General features: G+C 37.3%; 16 protein-coding genes and 2 tRNA genes. 1 reads left to right on the plus strand and 17 read right to left on the minus strand.

The annotated features are described in order from the left end of the window. The 4 genes from gatA to rsmG form a co-directional block, all read right to left on the minus strand. Positions 1-1,290, minus strand: a 1,290-nt coding sequence (gene gatA, locus WC747_02845) for an Asp-tRNA(Asn)/Glu-tRNA(Gln) amidotransferase subunit GatA (GenBank protein ID MFA5998928.1), incomplete at its 3' end; no start/stop codon positions are given. Between the two features lie 112 nt (positions 1,291-1,402). Then, positions 1,403-1,687, minus strand: a complete 285-nt coding sequence (gatC, locus tag WC747_02850; GenBank protein MFA5998929.1) for an Asp-tRNA(Asn)/Glu-tRNA(Gln) amidotransferase subunit GatC — start codon at positions 1,685-1,687, stop codon at positions 1,403-1,405. After that, complete coding sequence (locus WC747_02855) at positions 1,680-3,095, minus strand: MATE family efflux transporter (GenBank protein ID MFA5998930.1); 1,416 nt, start codon at positions 3,093-3,095, stop codon at positions 1,680-1,682. The genes gatC and WC747_02855 overlap by 8 nt, the downstream gene beginning before the upstream one ends. A gap of 11 nt (positions 3,096-3,106) precedes the next feature. Next, positions 3,107-3,772, minus strand: coding sequence for a 16S rRNA (guanine(527)-N(7))-methyltransferase RsmG (gene rsmG, locus WC747_02860; GenBank protein ID MFA5998931.1), 666 nt, complete (start codon positions 3,770-3,772; stop codon positions 3,107-3,109). 94 nt (positions 3,773-3,866) lie between these two features. On the opposite strand from rsmG, the gene WC747_02865 reads away from it, so the two are divergent. Further along, complete coding sequence (locus WC747_02865) at positions 3,867-4,604, plus strand: hypothetical protein (protein ID MFA5998932.1); 738 nt, start codon at positions 3,867-3,869, stop codon at positions 4,602-4,604. Positions 4,605-4,758: 154 nt separating this feature from the next. Here WC747_02865 and WC747_02870 read toward each other — a convergent pair whose 3' ends face one another. The 13 genes from WC747_02870 to WC747_02930 all read right to left on the minus strand — a co-directional run bounded on the left by WC747_02870 (position 4,759) and on the right by WC747_02930 (position 20,906). Beyond that, the gene (locus WC747_02870; protein MFA5998933.1) at positions 4,759-5,943 is read right to left on the minus strand and encodes a hypothetical protein; all 1,185 of its coding nucleotides are present in this window, start codon (positions 5,941-5,943) and stop codon (positions 4,759-4,761) included. Between the two features lie 78 nt (positions 5,944-6,021). Continuing rightward, a complete protein-coding gene (locus WC747_02875; protein ID MFA5998934.1) occupies positions 6,022-9,921 on the minus strand; it encodes a hypothetical protein in 3,900 nt (1,299 codons plus the stop codon). A 5-nt stretch (positions 9,922-9,926) separates the two neighbouring features. Further along, positions 9,927-10,733, minus strand: coding sequence for a hypothetical protein (locus tag WC747_02880; GenBank protein MFA5998935.1), 807 nt, complete (start codon positions 10,731-10,733; stop codon positions 9,927-9,929). Between the two features lie 89 nt (positions 10,734-10,822). Next, the gene (locus WC747_02885) at positions 10,823-12,646 is read right to left on the minus strand and encodes an ATP-dependent DNA ligase (GenBank protein ID MFA5998936.1); all 1,824 of its coding nucleotides are present in this window, start codon (positions 12,644-12,646) and stop codon (positions 10,823-10,825) included. Positions 12,647-12,787: 141 nt separating this feature from the next. Next, a complete protein-coding gene (locus WC747_02890) occupies positions 12,788-14,203 on the minus strand; it encodes a hypothetical protein (protein MFA5998937.1) in 1,416 nt (471 codons plus the stop codon). Positions 14,204-14,318: 115 nt separating this feature from the next. Continuing rightward, a tRNA-Met gene (locus WC747_02895) sits at positions 14,319-14,395 on the minus strand. Between the two features lie 72 nt (positions 14,396-14,467). Then, positions 14,468-16,027: a protein translocase subunit SecD gene (secD, locus tag WC747_02900; GenBank protein ID MFA5998938.1), complete on the minus strand. Its 1,560-nt coding sequence runs from the start codon at positions 16,025-16,027 to the stop codon at positions 14,468-14,470. 232 nt (positions 16,028-16,259) lie between these two features. Next, a tRNA-Leu gene (locus tag WC747_02905) sits at positions 16,260-16,346 on the minus strand. 56 nt (positions 16,347-16,402) lie between these two features. Further along, the gene (locus WC747_02910) at positions 16,403-17,806 is read right to left on the minus strand and encodes a hypothetical protein (GenBank protein ID MFA5998939.1); all 1,404 of its coding nucleotides are present in this window, start codon (positions 17,804-17,806) and stop codon (positions 16,403-16,405) included. 25 nt (positions 17,807-17,831) lie between these two features. Further along, a complete protein-coding gene (locus WC747_02915) occupies positions 17,832-18,293 on the minus strand; it encodes a pyridoxamine 5'-phosphate oxidase family protein (protein ID MFA5998940.1) in 462 nt (153 codons plus the stop codon). Positions 18,294-18,344: 51 nt separating this feature from the next. Then, positions 18,345-19,502, minus strand: a complete 1,158-nt coding sequence (hemW, locus tag WC747_02920; GenBank protein MFA5998941.1) for a radical SAM family heme chaperone HemW — start codon at positions 19,500-19,502, stop codon at positions 18,345-18,347. After that, positions 19,499-20,014, minus strand: coding sequence for a hypothetical protein (locus tag WC747_02925; protein MFA5998942.1), 516 nt, complete (start codon positions 20,012-20,014; stop codon positions 19,499-19,501). Before WC747_02925 ends, hemW begins: the two co-directional genes overlap by 4 nt. 22 nt (positions 20,015-20,036) lie before the next feature. Continuing rightward, positions 20,037-20,906, minus strand: a complete 870-nt coding sequence (locus tag WC747_02930; GenBank protein MFA5998943.1) for a DUF58 domain-containing protein — start codon at positions 20,904-20,906, stop codon at positions 20,037-20,039. Between the last annotated feature and the right edge of the window lie 3 nt (positions 20,907-20,909).

Raw genomic sequence — 20,909 nt, forward strand, 5'->3', positions numbered from 1 at the left:
CCCTGCCAAGTTTGCCGGGCACAAGAAATAATCTTGCAGATCCATTTGTAATTTATTGTTATCAAACTTTCCAAATTCAAAAGCTGGACTAGCTTGTGATGGCATCATCAAAACATCAACTTTTGCAAAAGCTTTTGCAAAATCTTGACGAATTAGATCCTGTACCTTTTGCGCATTATGATAATATCTGCCTGCATATCCAGCAGATAGCACATAATTTCCAATAAGCATTCGGACTTTTACTTCTTTACCAAAACCTTCACTACGGCTGTTAATGTACAGTTCTTGTAAGTCTTTTGCATCCTTGCTGCGATATCCATAACGAACACCGTCAAAGCGCGCTAAGTTTGATGCAGCTTCAGCACGACTAATAATAAAATAAGTCGCTGCACTGTATTCAAGTGTTGGCAATTCAATTTCATGAACCGTTGCACCAGCAATTCTTAAAGTTTCAATTGCATCTTGTGTTAATTGTTTTACTTGAGGATCTAACCCTGGTGTTTCAAAAGCTGTTTTTACAATTCCGATGCGAAGATTTTTTGGCAACGTTCCATCAAGCTGCGTGGTGTAATCTTTTTTTGTAAGTTCTTTTAATGTTGAAGCATCTTTTGGATCATGACCCGCAATGGCTGAATAAACTAAAGCACTGTCATAAACAGTACGTGTTGCAATACCAACTTGATCAAGAGATGATGCATACGCAATCAATCCGTAACGAGAAACAGAACCATATGTTGGTTTAAAACCAACGATACCACAAAATGCTGCAGGATGACGAACTGATCCGCCCGTTTCACTTCCAAGTGCCCATGGAACCATCCCAGCCGCTACAGCTGCAATCGAACCACCACTTGATCCTCCTGGCACACAGCTTAAATTCCAAGGATTTTTCGTTTTGAAAAAAGCTGAAGTTTCTGTTGAACTTCCCATAGCAAATTCGTCTAGATTAGCTCGCCCTACGAGCAAAGCTCCTTCATTCTTTAAGCGCTCAATAACTGTTGCGTCGTATGTTGCACGATAATTTTCAAGCATTTTTGATGCACATGAAGTGATGCGACCTTGCTGACAAATATTATCTTTAATGATGCCGGGAATGCCGCTGAGAAGTCCACCTTGTTGCTGTTTTTCTAAGATCGATTTTTTATCGAAAATTTCAATTGCTGATTTTATTGAGTCATCATGTTGTTGAAATTTTTGCAGAAAAAATTCCAATAGTTCTGGTGATGAAAAACTTTTATTTTCTAAACCTTGTTTAAGTTCTTGAATCGTTGCAAACGATAGATCATTCACGGGAAAGCTCCTGTTTTAAAGGAATGATGAAATTTTTATTACTAAATCCCGGCGAAAGTCCGACGAAGCCTTGGCGAAGTCTGGAATCTAGTCCGGGATGACGAGATTTAAATTAATTATCTAAAAATTTAGGCACCACAAAGTAATTGTCTTCTTGCTGTGGAGCTTGCGCTAAAATGGGCGCAATGTCTGTTGGGATTACAACGTCTGCTCGATCGCAGTTAACATTTTTGCTTGATGGCATATCAACTTGCTGCTGTGCAATTTGCACAACGCGCTCAGCGTATGCTAAAACATCATTTAATTGCGCAATAATGCCGTCCAATTCATGTTCCTCAAAAGAAACTTTGGTTAACTCAGCTAATTTTCTTACTTCTTCTTTAGTTACTTTACTCATCGCAAACCACTTTCTCGTTTTGCTTTTTCCAATGTTTTTGTCTTAGTCTGAAAACGTACACAATGCTCATCAAACCATTTCCTATTAAAAATGCTGCATAGGTCACAAGCATTTTAGACACCAATGTTTTAAATGGAAACATGGCAATAATGTAGGTTGATGGAATGAAAAATCCAGCAATAATAGCTACCCTCGTGATCATCACTGTTTTAACATCACCTGCACCACGCAAAGCTGCTGATAAAATCAGCTGTAGCAAATCTATTAAAATAAGGATACTCAATGCTGGAAAAATCGTTGCTACCAAATGACCAAATTCGCGATTTCGATCAAATAAATTTACAAACACATACGGCCACATAGAGCCAACAATCACAATAATCCCTACAAATAAAACAGCCATAATCACAACTCTTTTAATATTTGCATGAATATCTTTCCATCTACCGCCACCCACATCGTTACTTACTAAAAATGTAATAACTTGTGCAAAAGCTATTGCTGGTAAAAAGGCAAAACGCTCCATAAGTTTAACACTTGAAAACGCTGCTCCAGCCATTGGACCCATGTGTGACATACATGATCCAAGCCATGCATAGGCAAATGCTATCGACACTTTATCGATAAGCACAGGTATTGAAAACATCAATAATTGTTTGATGCGACAAAATGAAATATTTTTCGTTAAAAAAGACAGGCCATATTTTTCATGATTTTTTGTATAGGCCAGATAGATAAACATAATTACTGACATAGAAAGATATTGAGCCAGTGACGCAACAGCAGAACCGAGCAAACACATTTGTGGAAAGCCGTATGCACCAAAAATTAAAAGATAATCAACCAACACAAATATCACGCTACCTATAGCAAATACGACCATCGGTACAAAGGTGTTTTTTATCGCTCGTAGAAAACCGACTAAGGCAAAATAAATAAACATAAAAAATATAGATGCTGATTTAATCTGCAAGTACGGAATACCCTGATCAATCATATCAGGAGAAAAATTGTTGAAATGGCATATAGCTGAAACCATAAAATACAAGGTGACTGAAACAAGAGCTCCAACGCCAATAACGGTCCAGAAAGCATCAACAAATGCTTCACCAGCTTTTTTATACTCTTTAAGTCCGTTGTGATAACCAGCAACAATGACTGTTCCGATTGAAAGCCCTTCAGCTGCTTTTAAAAACATCGTTAAAAAATTATCAACGATACCAGATACTGCATAAAGATTTGTAGATTTTAGATTGCAAATAAAATAACAATCAATGCAATACGGAAGAAAATAAATGATGAGTGCTGTGATGCATTCAGGATAAAAGTAACGTAAAATTCTAGAGTATGATAGTCCGCCATCAGTTTGAAATAAAGCAGAAACTCGCGATGTAACACTCAGTTTCATATGTCCCCAGTCTACATAAAAAGATTTTGTTGTGATTTATTTTTCATGAAGAAGCATAAACTTCGCTCCTTATCGCCCACCCCATACGACAAGCACTTATTAAGATACTCTCTTTCTTGCCCTGTTGCTATCCATTTTTTTGAAGCCCAATAGACTAAACCGCTCTCTTGAAATTTTGACGAAGGCTTAAAAACTCGTATTAATTCATCAAGTTGCAACGACGCTCGCGCTACAAAAAGGTCTACGAAAACTTCTGACTTCCTTAAAAATGTTCGCCAATCATCGGTATGAATCGATACGTTGTTGAGTCCTAGCTGCGCAACAACAAGTCCTAAGAAATAAACTTTTTTATTGTTAACTTCTATTAAATGTACTTGAACTTCTGGACACATAATTGCTAGTGGAATTCCTGGAAATCCACCTCCAGATCCGACATCTGCCAGCGACTGAATCTTTTTCATGTCATAAAAAAGTATGAGCGAGAGTGAGTCGTAAAAATGATCTAAAATTATCTCACGCACTCCTGTGATTGCCGTGATGTTATATTTTTGATTTTCTTGAACAATCAAATCAAAATATTGTTTAAACTGCTGTGCTTGATGCTCGTTGATAGAAAACTTTTCAACAAAGCTGTTCCAAATAATTTGTTCTTCTAAGTCGACAAAGTATGACGTCATGATTTATTTTTAATCCTTAAACCTGCAACTTAATCATAAAACTATAGTTTTTTGCTTTGTAGATATGGTACCATATCAAAAAAAGGAGATAAAGATGAAATGTTTAACCAAACTCTTACTTTTAATCACCCTGATCAGTATTCCACACTCCCAAAGCGCTCTTGATCAAGTAATAACGTTTTTTCTACAGAAATATCCTTACGTTAAAGCTCCATCAAACAATCACAAAGAATTGCAGAAACTTTCAAAAAAAGTTCAACAGCCAGGTTACCTTTCTGGTAAAATAGTCCAAGCACATAAAAGACAATTTGGAGTTCCTGGAGTCATGTGTATGTACGCTGGGCATGTTGCTTTAAGCGACAATAACGGCCAAATTATTTTTCCTCGTCTTCCTCAGCAAGAACCAAAGACTTACTTTTTAATTACTAAAGCAATAAAAGCTGCTTACATGATTGCGCCAGGAACTGTTCACAATTGGATGATTGACCCAAAGCATCACTCGCAAATGTATCTGGTCCAACTCAAACAAGATGATAAAACAAAATTATATTATTTTGAAACCTCAGAAGTAGATTTGCCAAAAGATAACAACATACCTCTCAACACAATTATCATTATTGCCGATCCAGAAAATATCTTGATACCTACAGGCGCAACATTTACCGACTACAGCCCAAATTTAACATTGCCAACTGTCTATATCAAAAAAGAATTTTGCTTCGTGTACAACTCGTTTTACACCCTTGCTATCAAGCAATACTTTGAGCAAACAGCTTCAAGTTTCCAGCTAGAAGCTTTAACGGTTTCAATGATTCAACAACCAAACGGTTAGCGACTGAATGGTTAATTTTTTAAAGGTAAAAAGAAAGAGCAGGATTAAAACACCTGCTCTTTCTTTTTATTCAAGTTAATAATTAAGAACTAATTTCATCCTATGCATGGTGATTGAGATAAACCGCCACAGTTTGAATTTTAATTACTACTAATTATGCTTTTGGCGCTGGTCCTGTTAGTGTGAAAATTGCTGGGTAAGATGTATATTCGATAGCTGTAGATGATGCTACTCCATAGTCAACACCGCTAGTCACAGTAGCTTTTGCACCAGCTATTGCTCTAGAAAGAGGAATATGCTTCACTCCCAATAAATTATCACTTGAATCATATACAAACAAATAAGGATCTATCGTTTCTGCTTTACCCAAATGAGGAACAAAATTACCGGCTAAATCAAAAGCAAGAGGAAGAAACTTAATACCTTTTGACCAATCGATCTGCGCAACTAATTTTGTCAAATCAGCAGCAATTGGTCCATTGCTATTCCATGGATTACTAAAAAAAGCAAATCCACCGAATCTACCAAGAAGAAAATTTAAATATGCTGGATAATTTCCAGACTCTGAAAGCTTAGAAAAGGTTGCTGATTGCGTTCCTATTGTAGTACCAGATAATGCTTTTCGTAGTCCACTTAATGTTTTATGTTTTTTCAAAGCTGCTAAAGAAGTTGGGGACTGTTTTATACTTGCTGAAGGTCCAACAAGTGTGAAAACTGCTGGGTAATGTGTATATTCAATAGCTGAATTAGATGATGCTACTCCATAATCAACACCGCTAGTCACAGTAGCCTCTTTACCTTTTGTCGCTCTAGAAATAGGAAGATGCTTCACTCCCAATAAATTATCACTTGAATCATATACAAACAAATAAGGATCTATCGTTTCTGCTTTACCCAAATGAGGAACAAAATTACCGGCTGAATCAAAAGCGAGAGGAAGAAATTTAATACCTTTTGACCAATCGACCTGCGCAACTAATTTTGTCAAATCAGCAGCAATTGGTCCATTGCTATTCCATGGATTACTAAAAAAAGCAAATCCACCGAATCTACCAAGAAGAAAATTTAAATATTCTGGATAATTTCCAGACACTGAAAGCTTAGAAAAGTTTGCTGATTGCGTTCCTATTGTAGTACCAGATAATGCTTTTTGTAGTCCACTTAATGTTTTATGTTGTGCCAAAGCTGCCAAAGAAGTTGAAGACTGTTTTGTAGGTGCTGGAAATTCTGCCTTAGCAAATTTAACAACATTTACAATATTCCAAAGCTGCTGCGACGCAGTTACTTGCAAGCCAGTGAAGGCTGCTAAAATAATTATTAATTTTGATCGGTTTTTCATAAAAAACTCCTTTAATGATTAAACTTTTACTTGATTTTTATACTCAACAAACTAAAATCACCTCCTGTATTTTATAAATTAACCAACATATGCCGAGGACGGATTTTGCAAGCTTGATGCTTCTTTTTGCTCTGCATCAAAAAATTCTTTCGTTTTAGTTTCAAGATCAGTTGAAGTCTCGGTTGCTGTCGCTCCTAAATAATCTTCCATATATATATTTTGCACAATGGTAATCAAGAGATTAAACCATGCCACCATAGATCCTGGATCAGATAAGAAATTTTGATAAATATCAGGAGCGCTCAAAAGAATTTTTTCTTTAAGACCCACTTGAGCAAATGGAATTGAGGCAATTGTTACCGTAGACTGTGGAATTAAATTTTTTAATTTTAAATAAGTTAAAAGTTTTTGATTATCTGACGTATTTGCTTTTTTACTTGCTGGCTGAGCGGCTGGAACCACTACTAATTTTTCAAAATTTTGAGCCAACTGTTGATAAATCATTGCAGCATTTAACAATAAATTTTGAACTGAGTTATAACCATCTTGCTCAGCAGGATCAATAAGCGCACCATTTTGTTCAAAGCTTTGATAATCTTGCAATAATTGTGAAAATGATACATTTGTTGCCTGACCTGAATGCGACGTATACGAAATTCCATTATTTTTCACCGAGAAATAAAGTTCAATGTTTTGATCACATCCTAAAAAATATGCGTTATTAATGTGATCTTGCATTGCCGCTGCATTGGTCCCGTCTCCCATTGCAGTATATTTTTTCTGAGCAGCAATAAAATCTTGCGCTGCAGCCATATAATGAATTTGTTGGAATTTCGGAAACAGTGACTGCATGTAGTGAGCACTCAGACATTGATTTCCTGCTGCAACAAACAGATCAACAATATCTTTATTTATCTTAGCGATTTGCGCAGCGTCTTTGACTTGATCTAGCTCTACACCCCACTGCAAATACGCAGTATTAATATCAGAAAGCAGATTGTTATATTCAACTGAAAAAGGATCTCCAACCAAACATTGTTTCATAAACGTAATCAAAGTTTGATACAGTCCGATATAAACTTCTTGTACTGCCTGAGCTTTTACCATACTTTCAGCCTGTTTAAAATATGCTTGAGCACTTTGGCCTTGAGCTGCTAAAAGAGATTGAGCTCGCAAAACACCTTTTTTTACCTGTGAGTACATAGTGGTAAAATCTTCTGGCAATTGAACAGTGGTAACTCCGTTATGGGTAACTCCGTTAGGGGTAACTCCGTTATGAGCAACACCCTTTGCTTGAGCTGCTACTGTTTTTGCATCCGCAGTTTTTGTAACCACGGTTTTTTCAACCACATTGGCACCTATCTTCTTTAAAATCTGAGCCATGATTATCTGCGCTTGATCAATTTCTTGCTGAGCTGCGCTTGCGTAACAATACGCTACATCTTCAAGCATCATCGATGCTGCTCGTATATCATTTCCAGGAACATAATTACTTCCCGCTAAAGAAATAAGCTGTGAGCCTGGTTGAAACAGCATCTGCGCTCCTAAAAAATAATCTGCCGCTAGAGGTGCAGAATTATACAGTGGCGTTACTGCGTTAATGGGCGCTTTATACATTATGATGATTAATGAAGTTTCATTACTGGATCCCTGGATTAGGTCTACGCCAAGGCTACGCCCCACAGGCGAGCCTAGGGATGACGAGGAGGATGGCGTTGAACTCGTAACTTGTACGGCCATTTGAGAACTAGTTTTAAAGCCTTTCAAATAATCATTAACCTGCTGCAAAGCTTGCATAGCTATTGATTGGTTCACCTCTGAAATATTTGCAACAGTTTTTAATTGATAATCAATAAAACAATCAGAAAATTGAACACTTTGATCTGCAACTACCTGACTGACCAAATATGCTTTAAAAATCTGCATTACATCTTTTTTCTGAGCTGCGCTTAACGTAGAAACAAGCTTACTTGGCGCAACTGATTGCAAAGACTCTGGTAAAGCATTAAGCCCTAATAAATTTATATCAATGGTCGGAGTTTGATACGCACTAACCACATACGAGGTCGGCACGTTAGTTAATGCTCCTAAAGACTGCGCTGCTACGGTAGATATCGTTGATACCAGTGAACTTGCAGTAAATAAAGTTGTCGCTAAAAAATATTTTCTTCTGATGTTTTGCTCGTCTGCAGGAGTAACAGATGGAGCACTAAGTAGTTTTAAATAAACATTTTGCATATTTTTATACTGCTTTGCCGCAGTAGTAAAATCACCTGTTTTTTTTGCTGTAATTGCCTGCTCAAGATCAGACTCACCTTGAGCTTGTAAATCTTTAATCTGACCTACAGATAATTCTACTGTTGGAGGTTGTTCGTATTTTCCAACTTGAGCTATTGCAGCAGCAACGGTAGAAACTACTCCACTGCGCATTAAAAACTGTGCTGAAAATTGAATCCATGTTACCTGCCCGGCGAAGCCTGGGTTACTGCCTTTGGCTAAAATATCTGGTAAGAAAGCCACGTATTGGCCAATGTTTTCATTTTTTTCAAACAAACTATCCAAGTGACTTGCGTAGGTCATAGCGCTTTTTATATCTTTTTGATCTTTTGACGCTATCGCTTGAATTATAAATTTTAGAAGTTGCGATAATGTTTCAATTGCTTCTTTAGCGTCAGTCAAAAGTGCCATACTCACATTCGAAGCATTATTATTTGCAACGCCTGTCATAACACCTTCAAGCAATGGAAGTAACGCTAAAGCTGGGCTCAGTGAATTTGGCGCAGACTGACACAAATCAGCAAGATTTTGTAGTGCTTGCACAGCGTCTTTGGTCGCAACAGATGATTTTGTTTGCAAAAAAGATTGAACTGTTGAAAATGTCGGTTGCTTGGAAGCTGTAGGGCCGATTAAAAATAAATCCCAAACCAACTGTAACATTCTTAGCTGCATATCAATGTCATTAATACTATTTTGAGCTTGAATACACTTGTTGTAACCTGTCCCGTCTTGAGCTGCTTCATACGCTGTAGCTGCTGAGTCGTAACTGGTAAGAACTTGTTTTAATTGAGAAATGCTAGCAATTACTTGAGTCTTTATTTGCTCTGGTTGAGCTACATCAAGAACAATTTTTACACGAGCAGACTGAAGCATTTTTTGAGCTGCTTGAAATAATTTTGGTGCATTCTCAGCTTGTTTTTGTTGGCTTTTCAATCCTTTGATTGCTAAAAGCTCCCGAGCTGCTTGATCTTTTTGACCATTATTTAAATAGACCTGATACAAAATATTATGATATTTTTCCATTTCTTGCAGGATAGTTTTTTTGCTTGCTTCATTTTGAGACGCGGTGATCAAGCTATTGCTTCTATCGGCAATAGCTGCAACATACAGAGTTGTCATCATTTGCGTTATACTTGTAGCGAAATCAGATCCTTGCGGCACTAAGACAAGGTTCATATTTTGCGTTTGCGGCGCCCAGGCAAGTTTGTATGCTACAAAAACTGAGTCAAGATCCTTTGAGATGTAGGTTAACTGATTTGAAAAATGTTGAACGATGAGATAACAAACTTGAACCATGTTGCCTTGTAACTGCTCATAAAAATAATGAAGAGCTGCCGTTTGCAGGTCTTGCTCAAAAACTTGTATGACACGCTTCACTTCTTTTTCATATTTAAAAAAATCATCTGACATAGTCTGCAGGTCTACACTGTATGGAATTTGTTTAGCAAATTCTTCACGAACAATGCCCGCGTATCCAGAAATATATGAAACATAAGGAGCTATGATTTTTTGATAAGTCGAAAAAATAAGATTAGATCCACTAAAGACAATAGGAGCAGCGTAACTTCTGCTTTCGTGATCCTTCATCAAATCTTGAAGTGCCGTTTCATACCGATCAATCACCATACGCTGCGATGATTGAATATATTGAAAACTTACTATTGAGCAAGAAAAAAGCATGCACCGTAAAAATCTTTTCATAAGTCCTATCCTTGTGACCGTAGTAAAGCTAACAATTGTGCATTATTTCTAGGTTTAGCATTGTTTTTTTGTGGCGTTATTTGACTGTCCTGGGACATTGATGACAATATGTTTGCTAAATTATTTCTCTTAGGAGCAACCTTTGAAATGGTTTGACTTTGTGATGGTGCTGACAATTCGTCTAACATCGAGGTCAAATTATGAGGTACAACAGATGTATTTACATGAAAAGATTGCAACTCTTGCATGCTATAATTCATGAAAAATAATTGAATTGAAGCCATGTTTTGTCGATACTCATTTTGTAACTGTTTATCACTTAAAATGATCATTGCTTCTTGATACAAGGGACTTTGTGTTTTTTGTAAAAAATTTTCCAACAATAGTTTATTTTGCCCTATTTTTTTAGGAGATGAAGATGTCTGCGCCTGACTTTCGCTCTCTAATTGTTGCAAATATAAACCGATCTGCCCCTTAGAGTGTTGAGGCTTTACCTTTAAAACTGCTTGGGACGCAATAGCTGCTTGTTGTTGTAAAAAATTTTGTAACACTGAACTATTTTGATTTGTTTTTCTTTGAGGTTGCACAGAAGATTGCTCTGGTACTTGTTGCTGTGAAAGATCTTGCAACAATGCATTATTTTGATTTGCTTTTCTACGAGCAACAACCGGAGACTCAATCGATTGCTGAACTGGAGCACTATCCAAACCAGAAAGCAAACTCGCCAAATTATTGTGTGGTGGTGCCTTACATATGTGAGTAAGCATCAACCAACAGATACTATGCATAACGAGTTTGCTAAAATTCTTCAAAACACACCTACCCTTTTTCCATCTTTTTTTCTACTTAAGCATATTAAAATCGAGAAATCAAGGGTGGATCCTTTCAAGCTAAAGTCTAATCAAGACTGGATCTTTTGTTGGGCGTATAAATGTTTTAATTCTTTTATCGATGTTGCGTCTTGAGCTGACTTATCCGGTCGATAGGAAACAAAGCGAGGAAACCGTAGTGCATACCCAGGATGACCTTCTGTTTTCCCAGCAGTATGTGCAGGAGATAACGTAATTTCATCAGATTTAACAACGCATACCAATTCAGGGCTTACCCAAACGTCAGGATATAAATCCTTAACGCATGAAACATTTTTAGGTTGATGCTGCAATTTTATATGCTCACATCGTTTTTTCAAATCTTTCCACTCATCATCACTCATTCCAGTTCCTACTTTAGCAACAGTTTGAAACTGCTCTTTTTCTTGGTTATAAATACCAACTAAAAATGCCCCGATGCCAAATTTTGCACGCTTACCGCGTCCTGCATAATAACCTAAAATAACACAATCAACGGTATCAATTAAAGATCCATGAGCTTCGCGTTTTAATTTAATCCAATTAAAATTTCGTTTCCCTGGTTGATAGATTGCATCTTCACGTTTGACCACCAACCCTTCAAGTCCTGCTTGAATATTAAGCAAAAAGTAATCTTCTAAATCTTGAGCCTTTGAAAATGGTTTTTCTTCTACGATCTGCAAAGCCTCACTCACTCCTCGCCCTTCAGACACGACCGAGATTTCATTCTCCCCTCTTCGTCCTCGGACTTGATCCGGGGATCCATGTGCTAAATTCCACTTCTTCAAAACATCTTGCAAAATAATGCGACGCTGCTTATGGGTATCCTCAAGCAACGATTTACCATCAAGGTATAAAATATCGAACAAATACAGTCGCAAGGGCATATCAATACTCATCTGCTCAACATCATGTTTTCTTTTTCGTTTAACCGTTTCTTGAAAAGGTAGAAAAGACTCCGTTTCTTCATCGTACACAATTGCTTCACCTTCACAGATCAAGCTGTGGACAGGGAGCTGCGATACCATTTTTTTCAAATCAGGAAACATATCGGACATATCAAGCATATTTCGCGAGAAAAAGTGTACATCAGTCTTTGTTTCAGTTTTTTTTACATGCACTTGAACTCGAAAACCATCAAGTTTTGGCTGCGCAACGCAATGACCAAGTCGCTCGATAACAGCCTTTGCACTCGTCAACCGTTCTGCAGCGGCAGGACGAATCGGAATGCCAACTTTAATGTGCATAGATCTAATGCCTTTAATGCCTTCTTCTTTCATCGTGTGAGCAACTAACCCTAAATCGGCACAAACATTGTAAGCAGCTTCTAAATCTTTGCTCAGTGATTTGTCACCAGTATCCATCCATGAAAGCGCATCTAAAACGGTCATGTCAGAAAAACCAAGGCGTAATGTTTTAGCAACAATGCGCACAATAAATTTTGCACTCAAGCTGTCTACCTGCTTGAGCAGCTTACGCACATGTATGCCTTTTTTTTCTGTTGAACCAGTTCCTGAAATACGAGCGATTTCCAGCAGCTGCTCATAAACCTGATGAACGGTTAACTCGCATTCGCTTCTCGTCCACTCTTTTTGAACCACAAGGCCTATGTCACCCAGCTCTTTAAAATCTTTTTGAATCGTTGCATCAGATTTACCTGCAAGCTCAGCTATAATACTGACCATCCCTTTTTGAGCTATTTGAAATTGTACATCTTGGTACGGAGGAAACAAACTTCCCTGTGAAAGATATGAAATAATTTGAATTTCTGATTTTGAACTTTGAGCAAAAAGCTTGGCAAGAATTTTAGTCATCCCGATGCGAGATGGTTCTTGTTCCAGATTTTGAAACGCTTGTGCAACTTCTATAAATTTCATACTTATAATTCCATGTTCATATATTATTTTTCTCTAGTACTTATCAACACAAAAAAGCACAAAAAAATCAAGCCCAGAATAAATTCCAGGCTTGATAATTCAAGAGTTGCTTATTTGTTTAGTACATGGTTACAAAGGAAATTAGAGAACACCCCCAAATGTACCAATTCCACCAGGATTATAAGACGCTGGAGCTACGGACGTTCCAGTAAGCGTAAGAGCTGCAGGATAAGGAGAAGAAGGAGGAGTAGGGTTTGTCGCTACAGGAGCATAACCAAATGCAAAAGTATTTGTTAATTTAGGAGACGTTGCACCACTTATATTTACTTGATTAGTAATTGGAATTCCACCTGATACTAAAGGAGCTCCTGTAGTACTATTATATAAAAACAGATAAAAATTTGTAGGAGGTGTTAAAGTCAGGTCAAACATCAAATTGTTATTTGCATCAAATCCAAGCATTACCCATGTAACACCTTTTGTCCAATCAACGCTTGTAAAATATCCAGATGCAATCAAATCTGCAGCAACTGGCGTAGGATTTTTAACCCAAGGATTCCATATAAATGGATATCCCCAATCTCCACAATTTATATTTACAAATGTCGGCATAGTAGTTGAAGCAGAGGCTGTAAAGCTTCCTGTCGATGTCGACAATGTCACTTGCGGATCCAATTTTGCTCCAGCTGCATTTATGACACTTGTCAAAGAAGAAGTACCTGACGGAGCAGTAAGAGGTAATTTAGATAAAGATGTTAATAAAACACTTGTTTGTGGTCCTGTTAGTGTGAAAACTGCTGGATATTGTGTATATTCAATAGCTGTAGATGATGCTACTCCGTAGTCAACACCACTAGTCACAGTAGCTCCTACACCAGGTGTTGCTCTAGTCATAGGAGTATGCTTCACTCCCAATAAAGCGCCATTTGAATCATATACAAACAAATAAGGATCTATCGTTTCTGCTTTACCCAAATGAGGGACAAAGTTGCCTGCTGAATCAAAAGCAAGAGGAAGAAATGTAACACCTTTTGACCAATCGACATCCTTAACAACAGTTGTCAAATCAGCAGCAATTGAATAGGACGCGCCCCATGGATTACTAAAAAAAGCAAATCCACCAAATCTACCAATAAGAAAGTTTAAATATGCTGGATAGTTTCCAGACGGTGAGAACTTAGAAAATGTTGCCGTTTGCGCTCCTACTGTAATACTAGCGTTTAATACTTTTAGCAGTCCACTTAATGTTTTATGTTGTGCCAAAGATGTGTAAGAAAGTGGATTTACTTTTGCTGCTGGAGCTGGAGTTGGAGCTGGAGTTGGAGTTGGAGCTGGAGTTGGAGCTGGAGTTGGAGTAACAGTTGGTGCTGATGGCTGTGTAGCCGTTGGTGGCACTATCACTGGTACTGTAGCTGGTGGCGTTCCAGCTGCTGGAGTATTCGCTTTAGCAAATTTAACAACACTTACAATATCGAAAACATCTGCCAATGATGGTACACCTTGCAAGCCCGTAAAGGCTAAAGCAAAAATAATTAATAATTTCGATCGTTTTGTCATAAGAACTTTCCTTTTTTATCTTTGTAAAAAAATAATATATGAATTGTTCTTACTAAAAAAAGATTCTGAAATCAATCTTATGAAAAATTGAATTAAAAGGAATGGGTTTAAAAAATGGTAGCGACGCAGGGATTCGAACCCCGGACCTACAGATTATGATTCTGCCGCTCTAACCAACTGAGCTACGTCGCCAACCTAGAGATTTCAAGAATGATCCCCGCAGACTGCGAGGATCATTAAAGACTTAAGATAAAAAATATTATACTAAATACTTAGTTTTTGTACATTAAAAACACGTAAATAAAATTTAAATAATGATTTTAGGAAAAACAAGCCAGTCACAAGTGTGGTAATGATACCAATCATCATCGTAACCGCAAAACCTTTGATCGGTCCAGTTCCAAAATAGAACAGAACAGTTGCTACGATAAACGTTGTGATGTTTGAATCTAAAATAACCCACAATGCTTCAGAAAATCCATCTTCAACGGCAGCTGAAATCGAAAGACCCTCTTTCAACGCTTCTTTAATACGTTCGTAAATTAAAATCGAGCAGTCGATCGCCATACCAACGGTTAAAATCATTCCGGCAATACCAGGAAGTGTTAACGTTGCTCTCATCAGCGACATAAACATTAATAAAAGAATCAAGTTATACACCAATGTGAAAAATGAGAATACGCCAGACATACGATAGTAAAATACACCAAATATCAGCAATAACATTAATCCGATAACGCATGACATCAAACCTTGTTTAATTGCTTGTTGACCAAGTGTGGGCCCGATTTGACGCTCTTCAATAAAGTTAACTTTTGCTTTGAATGCTCCAGATTTGAGCAATTTTGCAAGCGAACTTGCTTCTTCAGCTTTATGATTTCCTGTAATTTGTCCTTTTGAACCAATCGCAGACTGGATCGTTGCAGCTTGAATAACTTCATCATCAAGAACAATTGCTAAAGTTTTTCCAATGTTTTCGCTTGTTAATTCATGGAAGCGTTTTCCGCCTTCTTCATCAAATTCAAAGCTTACCACTAAATCTGTTCCGAATTGTCCACCGAAATCAGTTTTAGCTGTTTTGAAATATTTTCCAGATACTGGTGAGTATGTTGGCAATAGATAGTATGTTTTTTCATCACCCAAACCGCCGCGGCGTTGTCCAGGAAGAATCATAGTTCCTTCTGGTAATTCATGATCATATTTGCTTAAAAGCGCTTCTCTGCTTCCTGCGCTATCTTCAACTAATTTGAATTCTAAGACCGCAGATTTTCCGATCATCATTTTTGCTTGATGAGGATCACTGACGTCAGGTAATTCAACAACGATTTGTTTTGCGCCTTGTTTGCTGATACGAATTTCACTCAAACTTGCAAAACGGCTTCGTAAAATTTCAATGTTTGCTTCAACAGCTTCTGTGATCAAATGTGAAAGTACAGAATCAGCAATCGAAACTTTTAAGTTTGATCCTTCAATTGCATATTTTAAATATTTTTCTTCCGCTCGAAATAAGCTTTCTGCTTCGCGTGATACATTTGGCGAATTAAATCTAAAAACCAATGTATCATCAGTGATCATCGGTTTACCATCTAACTCAAGATGAGAACTTTTTAACAGGGATTCAAATCCACGGATTTTGTCATTTAAATAATTTTTGACGATGTCATCTTCTTGTACTTCAAGAGTGATGTATGTTCCACCTACCAAATCAATCCCGAAACGAATATCTTTTTGACCGTATCGATACAGGTAACCGGTTGTTGCTATTGCAAAAATGATCCACAGTGAAAACCCAGAAGTTAGGGCCTTTTGAAATGAATGATTCATAATGTTCTCTCCAGAAACAGTGATTTAAAAATACTCTTTTTTCAATTGACTGACGCTATCTTGCAGATGACAAACAAATTTATTTGTTTGTTTTTTTATTGTCCAGCCTTCGTATTTCGCTACGCTCTTTTACTATGGCGGACAGCTTTCGCTTACATTTCAAATTTATTTCTTCGATTAATGCTTTGGGCATTCAGTTATGGGCGTCCCAGCTGAAGCTTTACGCGAAAGCTGGTGCCGAAGGAGGGACTCGAACCCCCATAAGATTTCTCTCACAGCCACCTCAAGGCTGCGTGTCTACCAGTTCCACCACTTCGGCAAAGTCGTTGAATAGATTATCAAATGCAGTGATATTTTCAACGAAAAAGAATAGTTTTAATATCCCATCAATCGACAGATCATTTCTTGAATCTTACAAACAAGACATTTTACACAGCAACCTACAATAACAGCCCAATCTTTTACCTTAATCCACGCTGTTTGAGAGTACTCAAATAAAGTCGAAGCTATGCGATGATACCATGTATTTTGTGCTGCAGCTTCTCGTTGTTTCTTCTTAAGATCTTTTAATTCTTTTGCTTCTTTAGCCTTCTGCTGCTCCCAAGAACCTTCTACAGTTTTTTCTATTTCAGATTCTCGCTGCTTTAAAATAAGCAGATCGCCCTGCTCATCTTTTTCGAGCAACGTTTGAAGGCTCAGTCCTTTTTGGTCAAGGCTACTGACTGAACTTTTAATTTGAGAAATGGTTGCATCAACTTTACTAATTAATTGCGATTGCAAATATGGAAGTAAGTTCGTTTGCAAGTAGGTCATTTTTTGTTCAATGTTTTTATGAAAATTTTCCATTTCATAGTATAAAACCCGAGCTTTTTTATCGTCGAGCTCATTTCCAATATCTTTGAAATTATTCCATGAGCGCGTTTCAAGTCCTCGACAAGTGTCAATTTCTTTGAAAGCTTTCATCATTGTTTTATCAATCTGCTCATCAAGCGCACCGATTAATTCAACATCTTTTCCAATTGCTTCTATCTGTTTTTGTTCTGCTTGTACTTTAGCTTTTAAAGCACGTTCATTTGAAGAAAGATCGCCGCCGCGCTGCTCTGCTGCACTATCAAAATCTTGCAAAACAGCCTTTAATAATTCATCAATTTGGCCTTTTTGAAAACTGACTGTTTCATAAAACTCATCAATTTTTTTACCAGTACCATTTACTTCATTTATAAACTGCATACGTACATCAGATGCTTTTTGAACATTGGCACGAATTTCTTCAAATAATAGCTCAGCTTTTTTATACCAAATTCTTTTTTCAAGCCAATTACCAGCAGAATCAATATTTAACGTGTCAAGTCCCGCTGATGATGTTGCATGCACATCAACTATCTCTAACTGTGCTTGCTGCTCAGCCGGTTGCACTGTCGCCGGTACTGAATGTATAGCTTGCGAGACAGCCGGTTCTGGAGCAACGCTTGGCATTCCTACATGAACAATTGGCATAGATGTCGGCATTACCTTCGGCTCGATTGAACCAGCCGCCGTTGGCTCGATTAAACTAACCGTCTTCGGCTCAATTAAACCAGCCGCCTTCGGTTCAACTAGTATTGGCATTTTTGGTTCAATAGATATTGGCATTTCTGGAGTTGGAGCTTTCGCTACCGCTGGGGAAGCTCCTTTTTCATCAAGGCTTGAAATAAGTGCATCTAAAGATGAATACACCATATGGTTATGACCTATTAAAACAAAACCACAAGCAAACAAAACGTTACGCAGCAACCCCATGAAAACTCCTTTTTTTTGACTTTGATTATAAAGTTTTTGAAACTTCTTTTAATTCATTAAACAATGCTACAGATAATTCCTCTGCTTCCCAGGAAGTATAGCTCCAACGAACACCAGAATCAACTTTGGTTAATACTGAACAATCTGATTTGATATCGATAATATCAATATGAACCACGTTCATTAAAGGATGCACCATAGAAGGGGCACGGACCACGCCCGCACGACCTAAAATGCTATACGCAATATTGCCTTCTTCCATAAAACAGATCATCACTTTTTTTTGCCAAACCATGTTAAGGTAGCCTTGATGACTTTTATTAATTGAAAGCAAAATGCTTTCATAACCTTTTGGATACATAACTTGAATAGGCGTTGTGTGCGGCACGCCTTTATCTGAAAATGTCGCTAAAACAGCAACGCATCTTCCTTTTTTTAACAATTCATACAATTCTTCAGGAAGTTTTACCCCTACATGTTTTGCCATAACAAAAACCTTTCCGACCTAACGATTAATAATTTAATAATTTTATTTCTTCTACAATTCAGAAAACAAACGAAGCGTTACTTCGTTTTCAAGAGCATATCCTTTTGGAGTTAAACGAATTACTCCTTGAGACTCTTCAAGAAACCCACCCTCTTGCAGCTGAGTCACCCCTTTGAAAAAATGATCTTTTTGTTTATCGGTTGCCTCGAGCACATAATCAGCAATCAGCAATCCTTTGCGCTGACGCAACCCCAACATAATTTTTTCCAAAGAAATTTGTTGTTGAGTCAAATACTCAACCTCTTCAATGGGACACTGGTCCCCTGCCATCTTGGCAAGATACGCACCCAAATTTTTTCCATTTTGAAATCTAACAGTTCCGTTAAAAGAGCAAGCTCCTAGCCCGAAACCTTTATATGATTTTCTGTCCCAATACGCACTATTGTGACGTGACTCAAATCCAGGCTTTGCAAAATTTGATAATTCATAACGATCAAAACCATGTTCTTTTAATGTATCAACGGTCCAGTCATACAAATCAACAGTTGCATCATCTGGAGGCAGAGTCATTTTTTTTGTTTTTACTTTAAAATATAAAGGCGTATCTTCTTGCACCATCAAAAAATAAATAGAAATATGTTTGATCGGCCAGTTCATCGCCTCTTGAATCATAACTTTCCATTCATCATCGCTGACGCCCGGCAATCCTAAAATAAAATCAACCGACACATTTTCAAAATATTTTGAAGCGTCACGAAGCACTGCGTACACATCAAGTGCCGTTTGATGACGATTCAATGATTTTAAAACTATATCTTTTAAACTTTGTACGCCGATGCTCAATCGATTAATCCCAACTTCATGCCATACACGTAGCAAATCTTGCGTTACAGTACTAGGATTCACTTCTATAGTTACCTCAGTTTTTTCATCAAAAATAAAATGAGTTTTTAGTATAGCAAACGTGTCAAGTAGCAACTCAGCAGGATAGGTGCTTGGTGTTCCACCCCCAAAATAGATAGTCTGCAAGCGCTCCTTGGGCCCTGCGTACGGCTCAAAAAGTTCAATTTCTCGTTTGAGTGCAATATGATAATCTTTCATAAATTGTTCATGTGATGCCATCGCAACAAAATCACAAAAATGGCATTTGTAAGGGCAAAACGGCCAGTGAATATACACATGTTGTAGCTTGGAAAATTGATAACTCAACGCTTCTCCGTTACTGGTAATTCAACACTTGTTTCATGAACAATTTTTTGCGCAAATTCAATATCATCTTTCAACATTTGCTCGGATACTGAGTCGTAAGCAAATTTAATTTGAAATGATCGCTCAAAAAATTCTTTGAGCAGCGCCTGTAGGCTCTCAGAAACAACTCCATGCAACTGCTGCGCAACTTCTGTATCTGTTTTATCAAGCAAAGAAATATTAAAACGCTTTGATAAATAAATTTTTAAAATCATAGTAACTCGAAAATATGCTTCATGAATTGCTTCGTCTGAAACATACGTTTGCGACTGCAGGCGATATAAATCCTGCAAAGCGACTTGCTTAAAAGATATTTTTTGCTTACCCCAAAAATATTTCTTGAAACAAAAAACAAGTGCCAGCACCAATAAAAAACACACTGTTCCTATAAAAAAATAAAAGTACGATGTATGCCACCAAGGGTGATACCAAACACCATACACGTCAACAAGTCCACTTTTTCCAGCGCTCATTTTTTATTTCCTACAAAATTTTCTACATCATTCGTTTTTGAAAAAACATGATCAATTCATGCATAAACTGACCTTGAGCTTGCAAGCTCAATAGATCAACACCTGATTTTTTCAATATTTTTTTTTGATCTTGCAAACGTTGTTGCAAGCCACTGATAATACCTAATTTTTTATTACTCGCAGTATTTACCAGTACCAGACTGCCAGATTCACTATCCTGCATCCAAACAAGTCCAACATCGCTCATTTTTTCTTCTTGCTTGTCATGACAAGAGATTGCAATTACTTCTTTATCAAACAAAGTTTTTTTCAATGTTTTTTCAAAGTCGTCAGCTATAAAATCTGAAATTACAAAAACGACCGATCGTTTTGCAACGCGAGATGCCACATAATCAAATAATACATTTAAATCAGTTTTTTTACCAGTCTGCTTATAAGAAAATAGCTCTGTAAGTAATTTTTGAACGTGCTTTGAGCCCCTAGCAGGAGGGATTACTTTTTCAACCTGATCTGAAAAAATAATTAAACCAACTTTATCCTTGCCCCACTCGGCAGCAAGTGATAAAACTCCGGCAATTTGTTTCATGACATCTTGTTTTAAAACGTCACCAGAACCAAAATAAGTTGAGCAGGAAACATCAAGGCAGATCATAAATGTTCGATTGCGTTCTTCAAAGTATTGTCGAACTAAAAGATTATCAGGAGTGCGCGCAGAACTTTTCCAATCAATTAAACGAACATCATCTCCATACTGATACGATCTAAGCTGATCAAATTCAAAGCCAAATCCTTTTTGTCGTGACTTGAAACCACCAATATTTGATCCGCTCAAAATACGTCGCGTATGAATTTCTAACTCTTTAACTTTTTGAGCTATGTCTGCCGAAATCATAAA

The sequence above is a fragment of the Candidatus Babeliales bacterium genome, from assembly GCA_041660205.1.
Lineage (GTDB): Bacteria > Babelota > Babeliae > Babelales > Chromulinivoraceae > JACPFN01.